This window comes from Stenotrophomonas maltophilia (assembly GCF_013464485.1).
In the GTDB taxonomy this organism is placed as follows: domain Bacteria; phylum Pseudomonadota; class Gammaproteobacteria; order Xanthomonadales; family Xanthomonadaceae; genus Stenotrophomonas; species Stenotrophomonas maltophilia_AW.
This window is the reverse complement of record NZ_RAUX01000018.1, coordinates 79,702-96,410: the sequence shown is the minus strand read 5'-3', so window position 1 is coordinate 96,410 and position 16,709 is coordinate 79,702. Positions and strand designations below refer to the sequence as shown.

Genomic DNA, 16,709 nt, shown 5'->3' with positions numbered 1-16,709 from the left:
GTCAGATCTTGTTGTTGAGGTAGCCGAGCATCGAGTCGGTGGTGGAGATCGCCTTGGCGTTCATTTCGTAGGCGCGCTGGGTTTCGATCATCGACACCAGCTCTTCCACTACGTTGACGTTGCTGCCTTCCAGCGCGCCCTGCACCACGGTGCCAAGGCCATTCAGGCCGGGATTGCCGTTCTGTGCCGGACCGGACGCGGTGGTCTCCAGGAACAGGTTCTCGCCGCGGGCCTGCAGGCCGGCCGGATTGACGAAGTCGGTCAGGGTCAACGCACCCACTTCCACCGACGCCGCGTTGTCGGCCATCTTCACGCTGATGGTGCCGTCGCTGCCGATGGTCACCGACTGTGCGCCCTCGGGAATCTGGATGCCGGGCTGCACCGGATAGCCGCTGTTGGTGACCAGCTCGCTGTCCTGGTTGATCTTGAACGAGCCGTCACGGGTGTAGGCCGAGCTGCCGTCGGGCATCTGAACTTCGAAGAAGCCGCGGCCGTTGACCATCACGTCCAGCGCGCGCCCGGTCTGCTGCTGGCCGCCCTGTTCGAAATTCTTGGCGGTGGCGACCACGCGCACGCCGGTACCCAGCTGCAGGCCGGTGGGCAGCTGCGTCTGTGCCGACGAGGAACCGCCGGGCTGGCGCACCTGCTGGTACAGCAGGTCCTCGAAGCTGGCACGGTCCTGCTTGAAGCCGGTGGTGTTGGTGTTGGCGAGGTTGTTGGAAACCACCGACATGCGCATCTGCTGCGCATCCAGTCCGGTTTTCGCGATCCACAATGCCTGATTCATCTTCGGTGTCCTGTCTGGTGGAGCCGGCCGCGCGGTGCGGCCCTTGTCTTCGGGTGTGCAAGCGGTGTGCCAGCGCCGCATTCAAACGGCGCCGGAATTCCGTCAGCTGCCCAGGCGCAGCAGGCTGTTGGCGCTGCGCGCGTTGTCGTCGCCGTGCTTGATCACCTGCACCTGCATTTCGTACTGGCGCTGCAGTTGGATCATCTGCACCAGCGCACCGGCGGCATCGACGTTGCTGCCCTCCAGCTGGCCGCTGTGCACGGCCGTGCCCTGCGCGGGCGCGAATGGCTGCAGCGGGTCGGTATTGCGGAACAGGCCATCCAGGCCGCGTTCGAGGCGCTCATCCGGTGCCTGAACCACCTTGATCCTGCCCACCTGGGCCATCGTCTGTGGACCTTCACCCTGCGGGATGATCGAGATCGTGCCGTCGGCGCCGATCTCCATCGCCTGGTATGGCGGAATGGCGATCGGATTGTTGTTGTCATCCAGCACCGGTCGGCCGCTGGAAGTCACCAGCTGGCCATTCGGCGTGACCGACAACGCTGCGCCGCGCGTGTACGCCTCGCTGCCATCGGTGGACTGCACGGCCAGCCAGGTGCCGGTCTGCAGGGCCAGATCCAGCGGCTTGCCGGTGATGTGCTGCGCGCCGGGCCGCCGATTGAAGCCGGCGTCGACGTGCAGCGCATCCACCCGCGAGGCAAAGCCCGGGCCCCGGATCGGGAAGGCTTTGGTGTTGGCCAGCGCTTCCTTGAAGCCGGGGGTGTCGGAGTTGGCGAGGTTGTGGCTGAGCGTACCCTGCGCCTGCAGGGAGGCGCGGGCGCCGGTCATCGCCACGTAAAGGGCTTTATCCATGCGGGAAGTTCCGAGACGGGGTCAGCAGTTCATCAACGGATGTTGATGACGGTCTGGGTGATCTGGTCCTGGGTGGTGATCATCTGCGCGTTGGCCTGGAAGTTGCGCTGCGCGGTGATCATGTTGACCAGCTGCTCGGTGAGGTCGACGGTGGACGCTTCCAGCGAGCCGGCCTGGATCTTGCCGAGGTTGGAGGTGTCCGGCATGCCGGTACGAGGCGTGCCCGATTCGAAGGTCTCCACCCACAGGTTGTTGCCCTTCGATTCCAGGCCCTGGGTGTTGTTGAAGGTGGTCAATGCAACCTGGCCCAGCGGCTTGTCGTCGCCGTTGGAATAGCGGGCGTAGACCACGCCGGTTTCCGATACGGTGATCTCGTTGAGCTTGCCGGCGGCGTAGCCATCCTGCTGGGTGTTGCGCAGGGCGAACTTCTCGCCGTACTGGGTGGAGCCGCTGATATCCAGCGTCATGTTCAGCTGGCCGGCACCGGTGGTCGGGGTGAAGGTACCCAGGCTGACCTTGCCGTTGGCCGGGCTGGTCAGCTTGCCGCTGTTGTCGAAGGTGACCGCAGTGGGGGTGCCGGCCGGCTGGCCGTCCACGTAGTTGCGTACGGTCCACTCGTTCGGGTTGGCACCCTTCACGAAGTATGAGACCTGGATGTGGCTCACGCCCAGCGAGTCGTACACGGTGATGCCACCGCTGGAGTGGTTGTAGCTGTTGGAGTCGGTCGGGTCGAAGGTGGTGACCGTGGGCTGCTTGGCGTTGGCCGGCAGGGTGAAGCCGACCTTCACTTCGCTGGTCTGTTTCGGCGGGCTGTCGGTGGTCAGCAGCTGCAGGTCGACCAGGCGGCCGGCGTCGAAGTTGGTGCCGTCGGCGTTCGGCGCGAACACCTGCAGGCGTGCACCCTGCGGATTGATCACGTAGCCGGACGGATCGGTCTGGAAGTTGCCGGCACGTGAGTACACCCGCGAACCATTCATGTTCATGGTGAAGAAGCCTTCACCGGAAATGGCCATGTCCAGGCTGCGGCCGGTCTGTTCGTTGTGGCCCTGGATGAACTGCTGGGCGACGTTGGAGACGCGCACACCCGAACCCGTCTGGTTCTTCGACAGGCCGTAGCTGGTCGAAGCGAACAGGTCGGCGAATTCGGCGCGCGACTGCTTGAAGCCGGTGGTGTTGACGTTGGCGACGTTGTTGGCGGTGACGCTCAGGTCGGTGTTGGCGGCATTGATGCCGGACAGCGAGACATTGAAGCCCATGGGATGCTCCTGGTTGATGCGGGATGTGCGGCTCAGCTGACGCGGAGCACGTAGTCGATCGGGGCCGTGCCCAGGCCCTTGAGGTTCAGGTACAGGCCGTCGGAACCGACGGTCACGCTTTCCACCGGCGCCTGCACGTAGGTGGACAGCTTGGTGCTCTTGCCGGTGGTGTCGACGTGGTTGGCAACGACCGAGTACTTGCCCGGGTCCATGCGCTTGCCGTTGGCGTCCTTGCCATCCCACTTGAAGGCGGTTTCGCCAGCGGCCTTGGCTTCAACGCTCAGCGACGTGACCTTGGCGCCGTTGGCATCGGTGATGTCCACGGTGATGATGCCGGCCGACGGCGCGGCGACCGTGCCTTCAACGCTGCCTTCCTTCTCAAGTACCAGCTTCTCCGAAGGCACCAGCACCTGGTGGCCGACCAGCGCTGCACCACGCAGCACCTGGTCGCTGGCCATCGACTCCTGGAAGCCCTTCACCGTTTTGTTCAGATCGGTGATGCCCTGCACGGTGGACATCTGCGCCATCTGCGCGACCATCTGCGTGTTGTCCATCGGTTTCAGCGGATCCTGGTGCTGCAGCTGCTCGGTCATCAGGCGCAGGAAGTCGGCCTGGTCCAGCGTGTTCTTCTTCTTGGTGGCGTTGCTGTTCGGGGCGTTCAGACCGAGTGCGGTGTAGACGTCCTGGCTGGTCTGGTTGTTGACGGCGGTGGTCATGGCGGTATCCGGTACTGCGGGCCTCAGCGGCCCATGGTCAGGGTGGCCAGGGCCAGTTCCTTGGCGGTGGTCAACATCTCCACGCCGGCCTGGTAATTGCGCGAGGTCGAGATCAGGTTGACCATCTGCGCCACCGGATCGACGTCGGGCTGGTAGATGTAGCCGTCGGCATCGGCCAGCGGGTGGCCCGGCTCGTAGCGCTTGATCGGCGCCGCATCGCTCTGGGTGATCTCCTTCACCTTCACCGAGGTGATGTTCGGATCGTTCTTGCTGGTCACAGCCTGGAAGATCGGTTCCAGCGGCTTGTACACGGCGTCGGCGGAACCGGCGACGGTGTCGGCGTTGGAGAGATTGGAGGCAATGGTGCTCATGCGCACCGACTGCGCTTGCAGGGCGGAGCCGGCGATATCGAAGATCGGCAGGTTGCTCATGGCTTACTGCCCCGTGATCGCGGTCAGCATGGAACGCACCTTGCTCTCGACGAAACTCAGCGAAGCGCGGTACTCGAGCGCGGCACGGCCATAGGCTGCACGCTCGGCGTCGGGGTCGACGGTGTTGCCGTCCAGGCTGGGCTGCACGCCTTCGCGCGCGATCTGGAACGGGTTCAGGCCACTACTGATTTCGTAGTGCTGCTCATGGGTGGTGGCCATCAGGCCATTGGCATCCTGCCCCTGGGCATGGCGCAGGGCGGCATCGAAGTCCAGGTCCTGGGCCTTGTAGCCGGGAGTGTCGGCATTGCCGAGGTTGCTGGCGATCAGCTTCATCCGCTGTTCGCGCAACGGCATGGCTTGGGCATGGACGCCCAGGTAGTCGGTAATCAGGTTGCGCACGATGCACTCCCACGGGAACGTTGCCCGGGAAGCTGCAAGGGGTGTGCCAAAGCACAGTGCGTCTTGGTAGAGCCGAGCCATGCTCGGCTGCATTTCGTTCAGGCGCCGCACAAGCCGAGCATGGGCTCGGCTCTACAGGACAGGGCCTTACGCCGCCATCGCCACCTTGCGCAGGCGGTCCAGCACGAAGTCGGCCAGCTCGTGGGGCGAGTATTTGGCGACGAAGGCATTGGCGCCCACGCGCTCGACCATCGCATTGTTGAATACGCCCGACAGCGAGGTGTGCAGCAGCACGTACAGGCCGGCCAGGCCCGGGTGGCGCCGGATTTCCGTCGTCAGCGTATAGCCGTCCATGGCCGGCATCTCGATGTCCGAGATGACCATGGCGTAGCGATCGGCCGGGTTCTCGCCCGAGGCGTGGATCTGCAGCAGGTGGTCCAGCGCCTGCTTGCCGTCGGAGAGCAGGGTGGCGCCCACGCCCAGCTGGTCCAGCACGCTGCGGATCTGCTGGCGGGCCACGCGCGAGTCGTCCACCACCAGCACCTGCAGCTGCGGGCCATCGGCTGGCATCGCCATGGCCGGGTCAAGCACTGCTTCGCCGCGCACCTGGGCGATGTCGGCCAGCACGCTTTCCACGTCGATCACCTGGATCAGCTCGCCCTGGAAGCGGGTCACTGCGGTCAGGTAGCTCGATTCCGCGCCCAGTTCCGGTGGTGGATGGATATCTTCCACCGCGATGTTGACGATGCGTTCCACGCCGCTGACCAGGAAGCCCTGGATCGAGCGGTTGAATTCGGTGACGACCAGATAGCCGGGGGAGGTGTCCGCATCGGGCTCGCGTTCGGGGTGGCCGATGGCCAAGCCCAGGTCCAGCACCGGCACCGACCGGCCCCGCACGTCTGCCACGCCGGCGAACTGGCCGGGCAGCCCGGGCACCTGGAACAGTTCCGGGCGACGCAGGACTTCCTGCACCTTGAATACATTGACGCCAAAAAGCTGACGTCCGCCGAGACGGAACAGCAGCAGCGCCAGGCGGTTGTGGCCGGCCAGGCGGGTCCGCTGGTCGATCCGGTTGAGCAGGTCATGGGACATGGCTGCTGTATCGGCGCCGCGACGGCAGAACTTGAGGGTTGTCTGCCACACGCGTGCTCTGCACCACTTCTGCTCTTTATGTAGAGTCGACTGTCAGTCGACTGCTCTTCGTGGTCGACTGCTCTTGTCCGATCGCAGGAAATCCCGCGCTTCGCGCGAAAGTCGACCAACACGAAAGTCGACTAACACGAAAGTCGACTAACAGTCGACTCTACACATTCCTGTTCCGAGACCCTGCCTCTGGCACGCCCCTTGCACGCATCCGGGCCAGGTCTTACCGAGAAGGAGGCGCCATGCGCCGGATCACATCGCTGATGTCCATCGCGTTGGCCCTGGCCTCGCCCTGGGCGGCCGCTGCGGACTGGCAGCCCGTGGCAAGCATCCGCGCCGCGGCGCTGACGACCCTGCCGGCGGGCAGCGAGGGCGAGGCCCAGGTGGCCGATGCCCTGCGCCTGCCCAGGTGTGGTGGCGCACTGCAGGTGCAGCCCACCGCCAACACCACGGTGGAGGTGAGCTGCCCCGATGCGGGCGGCTGGCGTCTGTTCGTTCCGGTAAAGGTAAGGCGCAACCAGGCCGTGCTGGTTCTCAACCGTGGAATCGGCACTGGAGAAACCCTCACCGCCGCCGATATCACGACTGCCCAGCGCGATGCAGCCCGGATTGCCGGCGCGGTGCTGGCCGATCCCAACGCGGCGATCGGCCGCATCGCCCGCCGTCCATTGCAGGCCGGGGCGCTGCTGTCGAACAACGATCTGGTGGTACAGCGTCTCATCAAGCGAGGAGACAATGTGGCACTGGTGTCGCGGCGCGGATCGGTCGAGGTCCGCATTGCCGGCCGGGCGATGGGCGATGCCGGTGAGAACGAACGGGTCTCGGTGGAAAACCTGTCCTCGCGCCGGATCGTTCAGGGCGTGGTGGATGCGGCCGGTGACGTAATCGTGGCGCGTTGATTCAGTGCAAGAAATCCCTAAAGATCACGGCCCTGCGGCCGTTATCCCTTGTGAACGGCAACTCCAGGACACCCCATGAGCCAGAAAATCGACGGCAACCTGCAGATTCCCCAGGCACTGCGCAGCGTGACGACGCCGGCCGCCAAGCCCGGTGTCAGTACCGATGCGGCGGCGCGTCCGGTCGAGGCGGCTGACAGCCTGCGCCTGACCGGCGAGGCCACCAACCTGCAGGCCATCGAGCGTGAGCTGACCACCGCCCCGGCGATCGACGCCCAGCGCGTGGCTGCCGTGCGCGAATCGCTGCAGAACGGCACCTACAAGATCAATCCGGACGCGATTGCATCGCGCATGCTCGAGCTGGACCAGCAGCTGCACGGATGACCGCGGCGATGAGCGAGCCGCTGCAGCGCCTTGCCCAGGCCCTGGATGTTGAACGCCAGGCCCTGGTCGAGCACGACGTGCATGCCCTGATCCGGGCCACCGGGGCCAAGCTGGAAGCGCTGCGTGCGCTGGAAGGCGCGCCACCGGTCGGGGAGGGGGAGCAGCTGCAGGAACTGGCCGAACGCAACCGCGCCAACGGCGTGCTGCTGTCGCGCCGGCGCCGCGAGGTCAACTGGGCACTGCGCCAGCTCGGCCGGACCGAGGATGCCTCTGCTTACGATGCCAAGGGGCAGGCGCACACGGTCACTGCGCGTCGCCCGCTCGCCGTCGCCTGAGGCGACGGCGGTCGCACAACCCTTCCCTGCGGGCTGAAGCCCGCCGCATGACCGCGTATATTGGGCGCCTGTTCCAACGCCCCGAGTCGCCGTGTCCGCTGCCAACGCCCTGGTTACCGCCCCCCTTCCGCCGCAGCCGGTGCTGCAGGCCCTGCTTGAGCGCCTGCGCGAGGGGTTGCTGCTGTTCACTGAGGACGGGCAGGTGGCCCTGGCCAATCCGGCCGCGCAGAACCTGTTGGCAAGCGGTGATGACGGCGCCTTGCCGCCTCCGCAGCGCCTGCGCGAGCTGCTGCCACCCGATGCGCTGGAACAGGCGCGCCAGCATGGCCACTGGAACGGCAGCCTGCCGTTGGGGGAGGGCGTGGTCATCGCGCACCTGTATCACCATGGCCCGGTCGGCCAAGGGCATTTCCTGGCACTGTTCCGCCACATCGAAGGGCAGGAAGACTACGAGCGCGAGCTGCAGCAGCGTCACGCCGAGCTGCGCCAGGCGTACCTGCGCCTCAACGGCACCCAGGAGAAGCTGCTGCAGTCGGAGAAGATGGCCTCGATCGGCCAGCTCGCCGCAGGTGTGGCGCACGAGATCAACAACCCGATCGGCTACGTGCATTCCAACCTGGGCAGCCTGCAGGAATACCTGCGCAGCCTGTTCACCGTGATTGAAGCCTACGAACGCGCCCTGCGCGCGCCGGACCCGAAGGCATTGATTCCGGAAATCGACGATATCCGTGACCGCCTGGACATTGATTTCATCAGCCGCGACCTGCCGCAGCTGATGGCTGAATCGCGTGAGGGCATCGAACGGGTGACCCGCATCGTGCGCGACCTGAAGGACTTCTCGTATTCCGGCCGCGATGAATCGTGGAAGCTGGTCGACCTGCATGCAGGCCTGGAATCGACCATCAACATCATCTGGAACGAACTCAAGTACAAGGTCACCCTGGTGCGCGAGTTCGGCCAGCTGCCGCTGGTTGAGTGCCTGCCGTCGGAGTTGAACCAGGTCTACATGAACCTGCTGCTCAATGCCGGCCACGCCATTGCCGAGCGCGGCACGATCACCGTGCGCACCGGCGTTGAGGGTGACCAGGTGTGGGTTGAATTCGAAGACACCGGTGGTGGTATTTCGCCCGAGCTGCGCCAGCGCATCTTCGATCCGTTCTTCACCACCAAGCCGGTCGGCAGCGGCACCGGCCTGGGGCTGTCGATCTCCTACAGCATCATCAACAAGCACCATGGCCGCATCGACCTGGACAGCACCCCGGGCGTGGGCTCGCGCTTCCGCGTGGTGCTGCCGGTGAAGCAACCGCGCTGACCCCGTTTCTGTAGAGTCGAGCCATGCTCGACTCCACGTGGGGTCTGACGAAGAGCAGTCGAGCATGGCTCGACTCTACAAATGGGTCACCTTAGCGGGCGGTCCTCGCCACCATCGACCACCTCGGCTGCTGCCGGTCCGGCATTGCTGCGCCGCTGCTCTTCATAGGTGCGGAACGCCTGGTGGATGTGCTTGCGCAGCTCATCGTCGTTCCAGGGCTTGGTCAGGAAACGGTAGATCGCACCGCGGTTGATCGCGTCGGTCACGGTGTTCAGATCCGTGTATCCGGACAGCACCAGGCGGATCGTATCCGGGTACAGCATCTTCACCCGGCCCAGGAACTCGGTGCCGCTCATGTCGCTCATGCGCTGGTCGGACAGGATCACCTGCACGTCGTTGATCGCCAGCAGGTCGAACGCATCGCGCACGTTGCCGGCGGCCAGGATGCGGTAGCCATCGCGGCGGAACAGGCGCACCAGCGAGCGCAGCACGTTCTCCTCGTCGTCCAGCAGCAGCAGCGTGCGGTCCGGGCGGGTCTCTGCAAACGCTTCCGGGCGCAGGTAGCGGCGGCGCAGGGTCATGCCGGCGGCATCGGCCGACATCGGCTCGCCGAAGAGGTAACCCTGGAACACATCGCAGTCGTTGCGGCGCAGGAAGCCGAGCTGCGCCTGCGATTCCACCCCGTTGGCGATCACCGTCATGCCCAGCTGGTGACCCATGGCGATGATCGCGCGGGCGATGGCGGCCTCGCGGTTGCCGGCCGGTGCGCTCTTGATGAAGCTGCGGTCGATCTTCAGCTTGTCCACCGGGTAGCGCACCAGCGCGCTCAGGCTGGAGTCGCCGGTACCGAAATTGTCCAGGCTCAGGCTGATGCCTTCGTTGCGCAGGTTGGCCAGCGTCTCGTGCACGAAATTGACATTGTTGGTCAGCGCGCTTTCGTTGATCTCCAGCGTCAGCATCTGCGCGGGCACGCCTGCGGTCTGGATCAGGCCCATCACTTCGGCGAAGAAGTTCGGCCGCAGCAGCTGCAGGGTGGACACATTCACCGCGATGGTGAAGTCATCGAAACCCTGGTCGCGCCACAGCCGGGCCTGCTTCAGCGCACCTTCCAGCACCCAGGTGCCGATCTGCACGATGATGCCCAGACGCTCGGCGGTGCGCATGAAGCGCTCCGGCACCAGCATGCCCAGCGTGGGCGACTGCCAGCGCAGCAGCGCCTCCATGCCCACCACGTGGCCGTCACGGGCACTGACCAGCGGCTGGTAGCGAAGCTTCAGTTCACCGTTGGGGATGGCATCGACGATCTGGCGGGCAATGATGCTCTCGCTGTGTGCGCTCGGCGGGGTATCCACCGCGTGGATGCGCACCGCGTTGCCGCCTTCGCGGGCGGCCTGGTACAGCGCGTCCTCGGCGTGGTCGAGCAGGCGCGAGGCGCTGCTGGCGTGGTCCGGGCACAGGCTCACGCCCAGCTTGCCGGTCATGAACAGCGTGTAGGGCAGCACCGAGAGGGGCAGCTCCATCTGCTGCCGGATCTCTTCGGCGAAGTCCTCCGGCAGCGGCACATCGGCGGCGCGCGGCACCGCGATCAGAAACTCGTCGCTCCCGTGGCGCCACAGCTTGCCGCGGCCACGCAGGTAGGACTGCAGCCGCTGCGCCACCAGCACCAGGGCCTGGTCACCTACTTCGGCGCTCATGTTCTCGTTGACCGAGGCGAAGTGGTCGATGTCCACGTGCATCAACATCAGCGCGGTGCCGCCCGAGGCTGCTTCGGCGACCATCGCCTGCAGCTCGGGATTGCCGGCGCCAAGACGGTCGGGGGCATCGTCGATGCTGACCGGGGGCTGGTTGGGATTCCACATAGGCTCAGTATTCCGGTGACTCGACGGCAGCCATGCTGGCCGCCTGGTAGGGGAGGTGGACGTCGATCAGGGTGCCTTCGCCGTGCGCGGATTCGATCCGCACATGGCCACCGACGCTCTGCGCGCGTTCGCGCATCACGATCAGGCCCAGCCCGCGCGGTCCGTCGGGGTCGAAGCCCTCGCCGTCGTCGCGGATCTGCAGATGCAGGCCGCGCTGGTCGACATCGCGCAGCTGCAGCTGCACCTGGCTGGCACGGGCATGGCGCAGTGCGTTGGTCAGGCTTTCCTGGGCGATACGGAAGCAGGCCTGTTCGATGCTGTTGTCGGGACGGTGGGGCAGTGCTTCGATCTCGGCCAGCAGTTCCACCGGCGAGGAGCGGAACAGTACACGTGCCTGCCAGCTCAAGGCGGCTTCCAGCCCGAGCGCGTCCAGCTGCGGCGGGCGCAGCAGGGTGGAGATGTCGCGCAGCTTGGCAACGGTGGTGTCGGCCAGGCTGACGATCTGCGCCAGGTCCCCGCTGCGGCGGTGCGGATCTTCCTCATCCTGCGCGGCGCAGGCTGACAGCTTGATCGCGGTGATCGCCTGGCCGATGTCGTCGTGCAGGTCGCGCGAGATGGCGCGACGTTCGTCTTCCTGCAGCGAAAACAGCCGGCCTGCCATCGCCTGCAGTTCGCGGTTGCTGGTTTCCAGTGCACTGCGCGTTCGTTCGGAATCACTCAGGTCACGCACGATCAGCAGCTTGCAGTCGCGGCCGCCGTAGCGCACTTCGCCCACGGCCAGTCCTGCATGGAAGCTGCGGCCGTCGGCGCGCTGCATCACCACCACGCTGCTGTGGCCAGGCCCCAGATGTGGCTGGCCGGCGCGCAACTGGCCGCGCACACGGGCCAGGTCGGTGCTGGCAACCAGCGCCGACAGCGGCTCGCCCAGCAGGGTATGGCTGCCATAGCCGAACAGGCTGGCGGCCCAGGCGTTTGCGTACAGCACGTGTTCGTCGGAGAGGATCACCACGCCGTCGGGCAGCACCCGCACCAGTTCGCGGAACTGTTCTTCGCGCTCGCGCAGCAGGCGCCGGGACTGCTCCCGCTCGGTCACGTCCTGCAGAGTGCCCAGCACGCGGTCACGGCCGGCCTCGTCAATGCCGCTGGCAGCGCGCAGATGCACCATCAATGCGCGGCCATCCATCGACAGCAGGGGCAGCAGCACGTCTACCTGTACCGGCTCGCCGGAGCACAGTTCGACCAGTAGCTGCTCGGTCTGGGTGGCAGTGGCCGGGTCGGCCGGCACCAGCAGTTCGTCGAAGCGGTGCCAGCGGCGGGCCTCGGGCGGGCGCCGGCCCAGCAGGCGATAGACCTGGTTGGAGTAGCGGCCCAGTCCGGTGGATGGGTCCAGCTCCCAGGCGCCGATGCGGGCCAGTTCGTGTGCTTCCTCAACCCGGGCCAGCGCCTGGTCACGCCGCAGCTGTGCCAGGTCTTCGGCGGTGCGGTCGATGGCGATCAGCAGGCGGGCGTTGTGGCCGTCGTAGCTGATGGCGTTGGAACGCAGTTCCATCTGCCGCAGCGAGCCGTCGCGCAGCTGCAGCTGGGCGCGCAGGATGCACAGCGCCTCCGGCGCTTCGCGGATCGCCTCCAGCTTGGTCTGCAGCGCCTGGTCCTGGCCCGGTGGCCACAGTGCGTCAATGGTCTGCTCCAGCAGTTCATCGCGCTCCCAGCCGAACGCGCTGCACGCGGCAGGGTTGGCATCGAGGATGGCCAGCGTATCCAGGTCGTAGACCAGGATCGGGCCGGGATTGCCTTCGAACATCTGCCGCAGCCGCAGTTCTGAAGCCTGCTGGCGGGCGTGGGTATGCAGCACGTGCTCGGCCAGCGGCCGCAGCAGCAGGTACAACAGGCCGGCACTGGCCAGTGCGAAGAACGAGCCCTTCAGGCCCTGCCACAGGGCGGCCTGCTGCGGATCGGGAACCAGGGCCTGCACCGCGCTGTCGGTGGAAATCATCCAGGCCAGCGCCATCACCAGGTAGCTCAGCACCACCCGGCGCCGGTCACGGCTCAGCGCCTGCGCCATCCGCGGGTCGGGAGCTGGGGCGTTGCCGGTCGGTTCTACGGGCATGGACAGGGTGGATGAAAGGGGCGCCGGCCATCTTACCGCGCAGGTGTGCCCTGGCCACTCAATTATCCGCCGCAGGCGCCGTTAACCACTGCGTGCCCCGCTGACGGGCGTGTCATCCGGAGCAAGATCGCGTGGACCAAGGGATCATCGCCAGCCTGCTGCAGCACCCGCTTGCGTCGGCGCTGGTCATCGTCGACCGCATGGGGCGGCCGCTGGCGGCCAATCCGGCCGCGCGCGAGCATGGCCTGCCGGCGACCGTGGCCGCGTATGCGCCGATGCTGGAAGATCTGCGCCTGATGGCCGCCGATGGCGGCATCGTGGCCTGCACGCTTCCCGGTGGTCCGCATGGGCATTACGACGGTCACCTGCGGGCGGTGCATGACGGTGCAGGCAATCTGCTGGCCTTCACACTGAGCATTCCCGAGCCGGTGCCGCTGGGCGGCGGTGGGCGCTGGGAGCTTGCGCTGGAAAGTGCGGGGCACAGCCTGTGGGACTGGGACATCCCCAGCGACCGTGTGGTGCGGACTCCCGCACTGGGCGATGAAACGGCCACCGAGATACTGGCGCGAGTGCACAGTGAGGACATCGCCCAGGTACGGGTCGCACTGGACGAGCATCTGCGTGGACTGAGCGAGCAGTACAGCGCGCAGTTCCGTTTCCGCCAGACCGATGGCCAGTGGCGCTGGGTGCTGGACCGGGGCCGCGTGGTCGCGCGCACCGCCGACGGCCAGCCGTTGCGCATGGTCGGCACCCATACCGATATCGAACAGCAGAAGCAGCTGGAAGGGCTGCTTCAGGAACAGCAGCTGCACCTGAGCGAGGCCCAGCGCATCGCCAGCATGGGCAGCTGGTCGTTCGATCCCAACAGTGGTCATTTCTGGTGGTCGCCGGAGCTGCGCTCGATGCTGGCGCTGGAGCAGGGTGCCGTGCCCGGCCAGCGGCGCTGGCTGAAGCAGCTGCATCCACGCTCGCGGGGCGCATTGCGCGCAGCGTGGCGGCGGCTGTGGCGCGATGGCCGCGCCGCGAACCTGGAGCTGGAGCTGACCCGTGGTCATGAACCCTCGCAGCACCTGCGGCTGTGGATGCAGCCATTGCTGGACATGGACGGGCAACCCAAGCGCCTGCTCGGACAGGTTCAGAACATCACCGAGCAGCACCAGACCGATGCACTGATCCGCTGGCGGACCGAACTGCTCAACCGCGTTTCCGCGCTGGGCCGCATCGGCGGCTGCGAGATCGAGGTGCAGACCCGGCACATGCAGTGGACCGAGGAGTGCTATCGCATCCACGGCCTGCGCAAGGAGCCGATCACCCTTGACCAGGCGCTGGCCCTGTACACCGAAGATTCGCGGAACGCCTTCGAGGCAGCGCTGGGCCGCATTGCCGGCGGTGGGCTGCCCGAGCAGCTGGACCTGTGCTTCTACCGCCAGTCCGGTCTGCGCGTCTGGGTGCAGGTACTGATCGAGCTGGATCGTCGTGATGGCCTGCCGCCGCGTTTCGTGGTGCTGTTCCGTGACATCACCCGCGAGCGCGAGGCCAACGAGCGCATCGAGCTGTTGGCGCATTACGATCTGCTTACTGGCCTGCCCAACCGCGTGCTGCTGGGCGAGCAGACCGCCGAAGCCATCGAGGAGGCGCGCGACCGCGGCACCTCATTGGCGATGCTGTTCATCGACCTGGATGGCTTCAAGACCATCAACGACAGCTTCGGGCACGCCACCGGCGACGCCCTGCTGAAGGCCGCAGCTACGCGGCTGCACCAGAACCTGCGCAACAACGATCTGTTCGGCCGCTTCAGTGGCGACGAGTTCATCGTGGTACTGCGCGACCTGGCCGAACCGGAAGATGCGGGCCACGTGGCACGTAAACTGATCGCTTCGTTGGCCGAACCGCTGCGCCGGGGCGAAACCACATTAAAGGTGGGCGCCAGTGTCGGCATCGCGATGCTGGGTGACGCACAGACCGACTTCGATTCCCTGCTGCGTGCCGCCGATGCGGCGATGTACGCGGCCAAGGAAGCCGGCCGCAATACCTACCAGTACTACAGCCAGGACGCGCTGGCCCGCATCCAGCGCAAGCTTGAGCTGGAGCATGCCCTGCACGGCGCCATCGAGCGCGAAGAGTTCAGCCTGGCCTACCAGCCGCTGCTGCATGCCCATCATGGCGAGCCGCCGGCGATCGAGGCGCTGCTGCGCTGGCACCGGCCCGGGATCGGCTACTGCAGCCCGGCCGAGTTCATCCCCATCGCCGAGAAGTGCGGCGAGATCGTACGGATCGGCGACTGGGTACTGAATGAAGCCTGCCGCCAGGCCACCGCCTGGGACCGGGCCGGCCTGCGCTTCGACCGCATCGCGGTGAATGTCTCTGCGGTGCAGCTGCGTGACCGCGGCTTTGCCGAGCGCGTGATCGAGATCTGCCATGCCCATGGCTGGCCACCGCAGCGGCTGGAGCTGGAACTGACCGAGTCGGCGTTGATCCGTGACACCGACATCCTGCGGCATTGCTTCGACGTGCTGGAACGGCACGGCGTACCGCTGGCGGTGGACGATTTCGGGACTGGCTTCTCCAACCTCAACTACCTCAACCGCTTCCCGGTGGGGCGCCTGAAGATCGACCGCAGCTTCGTGCAGGGCATGCTGCACGATTCGGGCACGGCGGAAGTGACCCAGGCCATCGTGCACCTGGGTCACGCGCTGGGCATGAAGGTGGTGGCCGAGGGCGTGGAAACGCACCAGGAAGAAGACATGCTGCGCCGCCAGGGCTGCGACGAGATCCAGGGCTACCTGTACTCGCGCCCGCTCAGTCCGCGCGACCTGGCGCAGTGGCTGCGGCAGCAGCACCCGGCACCCGGGCGCACGGATGCTGCCAGCGAGGTCGTGCTGGCACGCTGAGGGTAGCGCCGGGCCTTGCCCGACGGGATCGCCACACGCCGACGTACCGCTCTGGTAGGTGTCGACCTTGGTCGACACGAATGCCGGTGCTCGCGATCATCCACGCATGGCGTGGATCTGCCCCGGAAACTCCGCTTTCAACTGCATCCGCAGCAGTTCGACGATGGCCGCACAGCGGCGCTTCTGCACCAGATAGCTGGCCAGGAACAGCGGCAGCACCAGCAGCATCGGTGCCGCTATCGGGCGCATCGCCACCAGTGGCAACAGCAGCAGTGAGAGGATCGCCACGAACCAGCTGCACAGGCCGATGACCCGCACCTCGTGCCGTCGCACGTTGAGTACGATGCGACCGCGCATCACCGGGAAGTAGCGCAGGCCGAAGCTAGGCGCAAAGCTCTCGCGGAATGCCATGCTGCCGTCGGGCAGCGCATGGAAGGCCAGTCGCAGCCATTTGTCCTGCGGCAGATCGCTTTCCAAGCTGCCCAGTGAGAGCCGGGCCTGCATGGCCGGTGACGCCGCGATGCGTTCGTTGAACAGGGTGATGCCCCAACTGAAATAGCCGGCCACCCAGGTCATCAACAGGACGGTCTCGATCAACAGCACTGCGATCAGGGCGATGGCCATCGGTCTTCCATGAACGGGACCGGGGCATCATGCCATGCCGGGCGCCTCATCCAGGCGTGGGCTGGATCGACAGTTGTCGGAACCTGGATAGCCGAAACCTCAGTTGCCTGGGCGCAGGTAGGCCACCCAGGCAAGCGGGAACAGTCCAGTAGCAAGGGAGCGGGCCAGATAGGCCTCGTCGATCGTCCAGGGCGCCGGAAAGTCGGAAATCACTTCCGTCGCTGCGCATGAGCAGGATTCCCATGCTTCTTCCGACGGCTGGCCTTCGAACTCGAAGCGCACCCGGACAAGTTGCATGCCGGCGTCTGCCTCGATCGACGCCTGGAGCAGCTGTGCCGGGGTCTGGCCCAGAAGTGCTCGTCGCAGGGAGGCACGCAGGACGTCCGGGGCCACGGGATCGATCATGTTTGCCTGTTCGAAGGTTGTGTCATCGCGCCGTTATCGTTTCAGCGCTTCCCCGTCCAGCCCCAGGTCCCACGCCAGTCCCAGCAGCGCCTCATCCGCGCGAGACGGGCCAGGCCGCGCATCGGCCAGCTGCTGCAGTTCGCGGATCTCTTCGCGGGCGACCTCTTCCAGCTGTTGCAGCTGCTCACGCACGCTCGCGTTGCGCGGGCGCTCGGTGTCGGTGAGGGAGGGCAGGGCGCGGATCAGGGTCATGGTGCGCGTACAGGATGCATCCAACGGCAGAGTACAGGCAAAGGCCCCGGAATGACCGGG

At 66.2% G+C, this 16,709-nt stretch carries 17 protein-coding genes; 5 read left to right on the top strand and 12 right to left on the bottom strand.

The annotated features are described in order from the left end of the window. Nucleotide 1: 1 nt before the first annotated feature. The 7 genes from flgG to D7Y61_RS08905 all read right to left on the bottom strand — a co-directional run bounded on the left by flgG (nt 2) and on the right by D7Y61_RS08905 (nt 5,533). Entirely contained in the window at nt 2-787 is a 786-nt protein-coding gene (gene flgG / locus D7Y61_RS08935) for a flagellar basal-body rod protein FlgG (RefSeq protein ID WP_005416457.1), read from the bottom strand. 102 nt (nt 788-889) lie between these two features. Next, nucleotides 890-1,639 (bottom strand): flagellar basal body rod protein FlgF, encoded by a 750-nt coding sequence (locus D7Y61_RS08930; RefSeq protein ID WP_180865962.1) that lies wholly within the window; start codon nt 1,637-1,639, stop codon nt 890-892. A 32-nt stretch (nt 1,640-1,671) separates the two neighbouring features. Beyond that, nucleotides 1,672-2,895 (bottom strand): flagellar hook protein FlgE, encoded by a 1,224-nt coding sequence (gene flgE, locus D7Y61_RS08925; RefSeq protein WP_180865961.1) that lies wholly within the window; start codon nt 2,893-2,895, stop codon nt 1,672-1,674. Nucleotides 2,896-2,927: 32 nt separating this feature from the next. Then, nucleotides 2,928-3,611 (bottom strand): flagellar hook capping FlgD N-terminal domain-containing protein, encoded by a 684-nt coding sequence (locus D7Y61_RS08920; RefSeq protein ID WP_180865960.1) that lies wholly within the window; start codon nt 3,609-3,611, stop codon nt 2,928-2,930. Between the two features lie 23 nt (nt 3,612-3,634). Continuing rightward, on the bottom strand, nt 3,635-4,042 hold the full coding sequence (gene flgC, locus D7Y61_RS08915; RefSeq protein ID WP_033835497.1) for a flagellar basal body rod protein FlgC: 408 nt from the start codon (nt 4,040-4,042) through the stop codon (nt 3,635-3,637). Nucleotides 4,043-4,045: 3 nt separating this feature from the next. Then, the gene (gene flgB / locus D7Y61_RS08910; protein ID WP_005409576.1) at nt 4,046-4,441 is read right to left on the bottom strand and encodes a flagellar basal body rod protein FlgB; all 396 of its coding nucleotides are present in this window, start codon (nt 4,439-4,441) and stop codon (nt 4,046-4,048) included. A gap of 147 nt (nt 4,442-4,588) precedes the next feature. Beyond that, on the bottom strand, nt 4,589-5,533 hold the full coding sequence (locus D7Y61_RS08905; protein WP_180865959.1) for a chemotaxis protein: 945 nt from the start codon (nt 5,531-5,533) through the stop codon (nt 4,589-4,591). Between the two features lie 293 nt (nt 5,534-5,826). Here D7Y61_RS08905 and flgA point away from each other — a divergent pair, with 293 nt between their 5' ends. The 4 genes from flgA (at nt 5,827) to D7Y61_RS08885 (ending at nt 8,511) form a co-directional block, all read left to right on the top strand. Next, nucleotides 5,827-6,483 carry a flagellar basal body P-ring formation chaperone FlgA gene (flgA, locus tag D7Y61_RS08900; RefSeq protein ID WP_180865958.1) on the top strand — a complete coding sequence of 219 codons (657 nt, stop codon included), beginning with the start codon at nt 5,827-5,829 and terminating at the stop codon, nt 6,481-6,483. 75 nt (nt 6,484-6,558) lie between these two features. Continuing rightward, nucleotides 6,559-6,864 (top strand): flagellar biosynthesis anti-sigma factor FlgM, encoded by a 306-nt coding sequence (gene flgM, locus D7Y61_RS08895; protein ID WP_180865957.1) that lies wholly within the window; start codon nt 6,559-6,561, stop codon nt 6,862-6,864. Further along, on the top strand, nt 6,861-7,199 hold the full coding sequence (locus D7Y61_RS08890; RefSeq protein ID WP_010485882.1) for a flagella protein: 339 nt from the start codon (nt 6,861-6,863) through the stop codon (nt 7,197-7,199). The genes flgM and D7Y61_RS08890 overlap by 4 nt, the downstream gene beginning before the upstream one ends. Nucleotides 7,200-7,290: 91 nt before the next feature. Continuing rightward, the gene (locus D7Y61_RS08885; RefSeq protein WP_180865956.1) at nt 7,291-8,511 is read left to right on the top strand and encodes an ATP-binding protein; all 1,221 of its coding nucleotides are present in this window, start codon (nt 7,291-7,293) and stop codon (nt 8,509-8,511) included. A gap of 86 nt (nt 8,512-8,597) precedes the next feature. On the opposite strand, the gene D7Y61_RS08880 is transcribed toward D7Y61_RS08885, so the two are convergent. Together D7Y61_RS08880 and D7Y61_RS08875 are read right to left on the bottom strand one after the other, a co-directional pair. Beyond that, nucleotides 8,598-10,370 (bottom strand): EAL domain-containing protein, encoded by a 1,773-nt coding sequence (locus tag D7Y61_RS08880; RefSeq protein ID WP_180865955.1) that lies wholly within the window; start codon nt 10,368-10,370, stop codon nt 8,598-8,600. 4 nt (nt 10,371-10,374) lie between these two features. Beyond that, a complete protein-coding gene (locus D7Y61_RS08875) occupies nt 10,375-12,477 on the bottom strand; it encodes a PAS domain-containing sensor histidine kinase (RefSeq protein ID WP_180865954.1) in 2,103 nt (700 codons plus the stop codon). Between the two features lie 131 nt (nt 12,478-12,608). Between D7Y61_RS08875 and D7Y61_RS08870 the strand changes: the two genes are divergently transcribed. Then, on the top strand, nt 12,609-15,368 hold the full coding sequence (locus D7Y61_RS08870) for an EAL domain-containing protein (RefSeq protein WP_180865953.1): 2,760 nt from the start codon (nt 12,609-12,611) through the stop codon (nt 15,366-15,368). A gap of 96 nt (nt 15,369-15,464) precedes the next feature. On the opposite strand, the gene D7Y61_RS08865 is transcribed toward D7Y61_RS08870, so the two are convergent. The 3 genes from D7Y61_RS08865 to D7Y61_RS08855 all read right to left on the bottom strand — a co-directional run bounded on the left by D7Y61_RS08865 (nt 15,465) and on the right by D7Y61_RS08855 (nt 16,649). Then, nucleotides 15,465-15,992 carry a hypothetical protein gene (locus D7Y61_RS08865; RefSeq protein ID WP_180865952.1) on the bottom strand — a complete coding sequence of 176 codons (528 nt, stop codon included), beginning with the start codon at nt 15,990-15,992 and terminating at the stop codon, nt 15,465-15,467. 99 nt (nt 15,993-16,091) lie between these two features. Continuing rightward, entirely contained in the window at nt 16,092-16,397 is a 306-nt protein-coding gene (locus D7Y61_RS08860) for a hypothetical protein (protein WP_110712246.1), read from the bottom strand. Nucleotides 16,398-16,430: 33 nt separating this feature from the next. Further along, nucleotides 16,431-16,649, bottom strand: a complete 219-nt coding sequence (locus D7Y61_RS08855; protein ID WP_110712247.1) for a hypothetical protein — start codon at nt 16,647-16,649, stop codon at nt 16,431-16,433. Nucleotides 16,650-16,709: the final 60 nt, after the last annotated feature.

What these genes read in the sequence shown, in the direction of transcription:
- flgG (WP_005416457.1), bottom strand. Translation starts at nt 787, where the DNA reads ATGAATCAGGCATTGTGGATCGCGAAAACCGGACTGGATGCGCAGCAG.
- D7Y61_RS08930 (WP_180865962.1), bottom strand. Translation starts at nt 1,639, where the DNA reads ATGGATAAAGCCCTTTACGTGGCGATGACCGGCGCCCGCGCCTCCCTG.
- flgE (WP_180865961.1), bottom strand. Translation starts at nt 2,895, where the DNA reads ATGGGCTTCAATGTCTCGCTGTCCGGCATCAATGCCGCCAACACCGAC.
- D7Y61_RS08920 (WP_180865960.1), bottom strand. Translation starts at nt 3,611, where the DNA reads ATGACCACCGCCGTCAACAACCAGACCAGCCAGGACGTCTACACCGCA.
- flgC (WP_033835497.1), bottom strand. Translation starts at nt 4,042, where the DNA reads ATGAGCAACCTGCCGATCTTCGATATCGCCGGCTCCGCCCTGCAAGCG.
- D7Y61_RS08905 (WP_180865959.1), bottom strand. Translation starts at nt 5,533, where the DNA reads ATGTCCCATGACCTGCTCAACCGGATCGACCAGCGGACCCGCCTGGCC.
- flgA (WP_180865958.1), top strand. Translation starts at nt 5,827, where the DNA reads ATGCGCCGGATCACATCGCTGATGTCCATCGCGTTGGCCCTGGCCTCG.
- flgM (WP_180865957.1), top strand. Translation starts at nt 6,559, where the DNA reads ATGAGCCAGAAAATCGACGGCAACCTGCAGATTCCCCAGGCACTGCGC.
- D7Y61_RS08890 (WP_010485882.1), top strand. Translation starts at nt 6,861, where the DNA reads ATGACCGCGGCGATGAGCGAGCCGCTGCAGCGCCTTGCCCAGGCCCTG.
- D7Y61_RS08880 (WP_180865955.1), bottom strand. Translation starts at nt 10,370, where the DNA reads ATGTGGAATCCCAACCAGCCCCCGGTCAGCATCGACGATGCCCCCGAC.
- D7Y61_RS08875 (WP_180865954.1), bottom strand. Translation starts at nt 12,477, where the DNA reads ATGCCCGTAGAACCGACCGGCAACGCCCCAGCTCCCGACCCGCGGATG.
- D7Y61_RS08865 (WP_180865952.1), bottom strand. Translation starts at nt 15,992, where the DNA reads ATGGCCATCGCCCTGATCGCAGTGCTGTTGATCGAGACCGTCCTGTTG.
- D7Y61_RS08860 (WP_110712246.1), bottom strand. Translation starts at nt 16,397, where the DNA reads ATGATCGATCCCGTGGCCCCGGACGTCCTGCGTGCCTCCCTGCGACGA.
- D7Y61_RS08855 (WP_110712247.1), bottom strand. Translation starts at nt 16,649, where the DNA reads ATGACCCTGATCCGCGCCCTGCCCTCCCTCACCGACACCGAGCGCCCG.